This is a genomic window from Kitasatospora sp. MY 5-36, from assembly GCF_001182915.1.
Lineage (GTDB): Bacteria > Actinomycetota > Actinomycetes > Streptomycetales > Streptomycetaceae > Kitasatospora.
The window spans coordinates 1-4,660 of record NZ_LFVW01000773.1; the positions used below are offsets into that span (position 1 = coordinate 1).

3 protein-coding genes and 1 pseudogene are annotated in these 4,660 nt (G+C 72.2%); all 4 read right to left on the bottom strand.

All coding sequences use genetic code 11. The annotated features are described in order from the left end of the window. Positions 1 to 23 precede the first annotated feature (23 nt). Positions 24 to 1,187 (bottom strand): nucleotidyl transferase AbiEii/AbiGii toxin family protein, encoded by a 1,164-nt coding sequence (locus AE652_RS48705; RefSeq protein WP_049659155.1) that lies wholly within the window; start codon positions 1,185 to 1,187, stop codon positions 24 to 26. 206 nt (positions 1,188 to 1,393) lie between these two features. Beyond that, the gene (locus AE652_RS35675) at positions 1,394 to 2,125 is read right to left on the bottom strand and encodes a heparin lyase I family protein (protein ID WP_082346192.1); all 732 of its coding nucleotides are present in this window, start codon (positions 2,123 to 2,125) and stop codon (positions 1,394 to 1,396) included. A 151-nt stretch (positions 2,126 to 2,276) separates the two neighbouring features. Further along, on the bottom strand, positions 2,277 to 3,689 hold the full coding sequence (locus tag AE652_RS35680) for a uracil-xanthine permease family protein (RefSeq protein WP_049659156.1): 1,413 nt from the start codon (positions 3,687 to 3,689) through the stop codon (positions 2,277 to 2,279). 216 nt (positions 3,690 to 3,905) lie between these two features. Continuing rightward, positions 3,906 to 4,660 (bottom strand): annotated as a pseudogene (locus AE652_RS35685) (transcriptional regulator); the annotation flags it as partial.

Here is a 4,660-nt window from a genome sequence, read left to right on the forward strand (position 1 = left end):
CCCGCGGTCCGGGGCGGGGTCCCTCAGTCCGTCGGTGGCCGCTCGATCAGCTTCTGCTGCCGCCTGGCCTGCTTGGCGGCCTTGCGGTCGGCCTTGGTCATCGCGCCGGAATCCGTGCCGGCGGGGGCGTCGACGGCCGCCGGGGTGGTGCCGGAGGGGCTCGCCGGCTGTGCCGGTTGCGCCGGGGGCTCGGCCTTGGGCTTGCGCAGGTTCTTGGCAACCCTCTCCAGGGTCCGTCCGATCTCCCGGAGGCGCTCCCACTCCGCGGGCTCGAAGTCGCCCGTGTGGTCCTTCCGGTAGCGGCCCAGTTCCTGCGTGAACTGGGCCGCTTTCTTCAGGCCGTGGTGGATGAGCTCGTCGTTGTCCGCGTTCTCGGCCAGTACGTCCGCCAGTTCCCCCTCGGAGGTGATCTGCGAGTAGAGGGTCAGCAGGTCACGGGCGTCCCTCTGCCGCTTCTCCGCCAGGACCTCTCCCTCCTTCTCCTTGCGCATGGCGAAGGCGGTCACCTTGTCCGTGAACAGGCGCAGCGGCGCCACGACCGTCAGGGGGACCCGGGCGGAGCTCTCGTGCACCTGCATGTTCCGCGTCTCCGTGGGCACTTTGCCCAGCGTGATGCTGACCTCGGCCCCGCCGAACGTGCCCTTCACCGTCGTGCCGTTGGGGTCCGTGCCCGCTTCGTCCTGCAGCAGGGCTTCGAGGTACGTGATGACCTCCCGGCGCAGCTCCGGGTCCTGGCCCTCGGGGTCGGAGATGTGGAGCCGCAGATCGAGGTCCTGGACGGGCCGTGCGGCCTTCAGTGCCGCCACCCCGCCTCCGCCGCCGATGCTCAGGTGCAGCCCGCTGACACCCAGCCGGTCCTTGACGTCGTCGTTGATGACCCGTTCCAACGTGGCCGCGACGCCCAGCCGGAACTCGGATTCGGCGTCGGTGTCCGATCCGCCTTCGGCGCGCTGGACGGCGGCCGGAGGACGGGCCGGGACGTGGCCGACGGTGTGTCGGTGCTGTTCGGGCCGGGCCTGGGAGTGGCCGGTCTGGGATCGGCCGGCCTGGCGGAGCATCTGGACGACCGCGGCGTTGCCGACCGTGGCCTGGAGGCCGAGCAGCCGCGTGGGCGGGGCGGGGCTGGGCTTGCGGGCGGGGGTACGGCCGCCTGCCTCGGTGGGTCCGGTGGTCTCGTGATCGTGCAAGGAAGGCTCTCCACGGGCGCGGGGCGGTCGACTCCTCCTTGATACTGGGCGGGGGCGAACCAGTGCCAGGTACGGGCGGGCAGCAAAGGTTGCCCGGGCGGGCAACGCGCCGGTACGTGCGCGAACCCGCCTGCGGGGCGGGCGACCACGACTCCGCCGGACAGTGGGCCCGGACCGCGTCCGGCGCGGTCCGGGCCCACGGCTGTTCACGAGCCGGCGGTGGCCGCCTCCAGGGTGGTGGCCATCACCGGGCTGGTGAAGGTGTTCGTCGCGTCGCCCGTGGAGGGGTGGTACGAGCCCCACTTGAGGTAGTTCCGGTCGCCGTCCCAGGTGGTGCCCTTGAACGTGCCCGAGCCCGTGGTGAACGTCTGCTTCACGCCGTCGAACCAGAAGTCGATGGTGCCGTCCGTGCGGCCCAGGCGGATCTTCAGCGCGTACGAGTGCCAGGTGTTGTTGGCGGTCTGCGCGGTCCACAGGGAGTGCGCCACGTGGGCGGTGTCCCACTCCTGGAGGCGGACGCGCCCGTTGACGATGTCGATCTCGATCGGGTGGTTGGCCGTGTCGGTGCTCGGCGAGCACTTCAGCTGGAAGACGTACCGGCTGTTGGTGTCCTTGATGTCCACCTTGGACGACCAGCCCAGGTAGAAGGTGTCGCCCTCCTTCAGGTCCGGGCTGAGCGTCTCGCAGCGCTCCTCGCCGGCGGCCTGGAAGGCCCGCCACACGCTGCCCTTCACGGAGTCCTTCACCACCTTGAAGTTGCCGGAAGCGCACTGGACGGCCTTGAACGAGGACGGGCCCGTGCTGGTGCTCGGCGTCCACAGGACCTTGCCCGCGTCGGCGGCGGGGCTGCTGGCGGAGGCCTGGCCGCAGGTGAGCGCCAGCGTGGCGAGGGCGGCGGCCGCGGTGGCGGCCTTGCGGCGGTGGGTCAGAACGGACATGCCTCTCCCGGGGGGATGAGTGGCCGATACGAGCGAGCAGTGATTCGACCAGCAACCGGCCCGCCCGGCCAGACGAAACGGCCGACGGAAGTGCTTTTCGGTCACTTCCGCCGGCCGTCCTCCGGGGTGAACCCGGCCCTGCTCCCGTCCGTTACGGGGTGCGCGGTGCCCCGGTGCCCCCGGTGCCCTCCGCGCCCTCGTCGTACGAGGAGGTGCCCTCGTCCAGCAGCGGCTCCTGCGTCTTGAGGTGCGCCGGGGCCATGGCCCGCAGCGCGTGGTAGCCGGTGATGACGACCAGGCTGCCGAGCGCGATGCCGCTGATGCTGAAGGTGTCGGTGAACTTCAGCGACACGTTGCCGATGCCGATGATGATGCCCGCCGCGGCCGGCACCAGGTTCAGCGGGTTGCGCAGGTCGACCCGGGCCCTGGTCCAGATCTGCGCGCCGAGCAGGCCGATCATGCCGTACAGGATCACGGTGATGCCGCCGAGCACCCCGCCGGGGATCGCGGCGACGATCGCGCCGAACTTCGGGCACAGGCCGAACAGCAGGGCGAAGCCGGCGGCGCACCAGTAGGCGGCCGTCGAGTAGACCCGGGTGGCGGCCATGACGCCGATGTTCTCCGAGTACGTGGTGTTCGGCGGGCCGCCGACCGCGGTGGAGAGCATGGAGCCGATGCCGTCCGCCGAGATCGCGGTGCCCAGCTTGTCGTCCAGGTTGGAGCCGGTCATCTCGCCGACCGCCTTGACGTGCCCGGCGTTCTCGGCGACCAGCGCGATCACCACGGGCAGCGCCACCAGGATCGCCGACCACTGGAAGGACGGGCCGTGGAAGGTCGGCAGGCCGATCCAGTCCGCCTTGCCGACGCCCGACAGGTCCAGGCGCCAGTGGTCGGTCATGTGGCCGCCGCCGTCCACCGAGTGGATCTTCCCGAAGACCCGGTCGAACAGCCAGGAGATCCCGTACCCGAACAGCAGCCCCAGGAAGATCGCCACCCGCGACCAGAAGCCGCGCAGGCACACCACGGCCAGACCGGTGAACAGCATCACCAGCAGCGCCGTCCACTGGTCCTGCGGCCAGTACGTCGAGGCGGTCACCGGGGCGAGGTTGAAGCCGATCAGCATGACCACCGCGCCGGTGACGATCGGCGGCATCGTGGCGTGGATGATCCGCGCCCCGAACCGCTGGACCGCCACCCCGACCAGGAAGAGCACCACGCCCACCACGAACACCGCGCCGGTCACCGTCGCGCTGGTGCCGCCCTGCGCCCGGATCACCGCCGCCACGCCCACGAAGGACAGCGAGCAGCCCAGGTAGCTGGGCACCCGGCCCTTGGTGGCCAGCAGGAAGATCACGGTCGCCACGCCGGACATCATGATCGCGAGGTTCGGGTCGAGCCCCATCAGCACGGGCGCCACGAAGCTCGCCCCGAACATCGCCACCACGTGCTGGGCGCCGAGGCCTACCGTGCGGGGCCAGGAGAGCCGTTCGTCGGGACGGACCACCGCCCCCGGCGCGGGCGTACGCCCGTCGCCGTGCAGCTTCCAGCGCACGCCGAGATCCATGGGTGTTTCGCTTTCTCTGTACTTCCGAGGAACTGTCCGCACCATTGTGGTGGCCGCCGGGTGCCCTGGCGATCACCCGGCCCGCGCGTGAGCTGCGCGGACGTGTGGTAACAGCCCTCGGAGTCGGTTCCTCCGCTTGGTCCCGGCCCGCCCGGCGCGGGCGGTTCGTCCGGTTCGCCCGGCGCGGAAGGCCCGCCCGGCCCGGCTGCCAAGGGCTCAGCGCGGCCGGCGCTCCCACTCGCTGCCGCCCAGCGGGTAGTCGTAGCCCGGCCGCCCGGTGGCCCCGCTGGTACGGAACGGCGTGTTGCCCGCGGCGACGCGCACCGTGCCCCTGCGCCCGCCGCTGGACCAGTCCAGGGTCAGCTCCCAGCGCACGTCGTGCGCCCGGGTGTGCGCGGTGACGTAGAAGACCTCGGGATCGGACTCGCTGACCTTGCGCGGGAAGGAGCGCTGCCCGCCCCGGGCGGTGACCGTCGGACTGCCGCTGTCCAGGTCGATGTCGAAGGAGGCGCTCTCCACCCCGCCGCCGCAGCCCACCCCCATCGCGTAGTCGTTCCAGGGGAGCGGCGCGCCCTTGGTGACGACCCGTACGTGCAGCGCCTCCAGGACGACGGTGTCCTTCCCGGTGCCCTGGACGGTCAGCGCGACCCGCTGCTCCCCGGAGGCGACCGCGCCGTACGCGGCGGCCCAGCGCGGCGCCTCCGGCTCGTTGGCGGGCGGGCCGACCTGCTGGGGCGGGCTGTCGACGAGGAAGTGCTGGTAGCACGGGTTCTCGTAGACGTAGGGGCGGGTCGCGATCCTCAGCGGCGCCGGGTCGGTGGTGGGCGAGGCGCTCGCGGAGACGCCCGGGCCGGCCTCACCGGCCCCGCCCGGGTCGGAGCTGGTGAGGCTGGAACCGGCGGCGTCGGGCGCGGCGTCGGAGGGCGAGGGGGAGGCGGAGGGCGCCTGGCCCGCGCCGCCCGGGGGAGTGG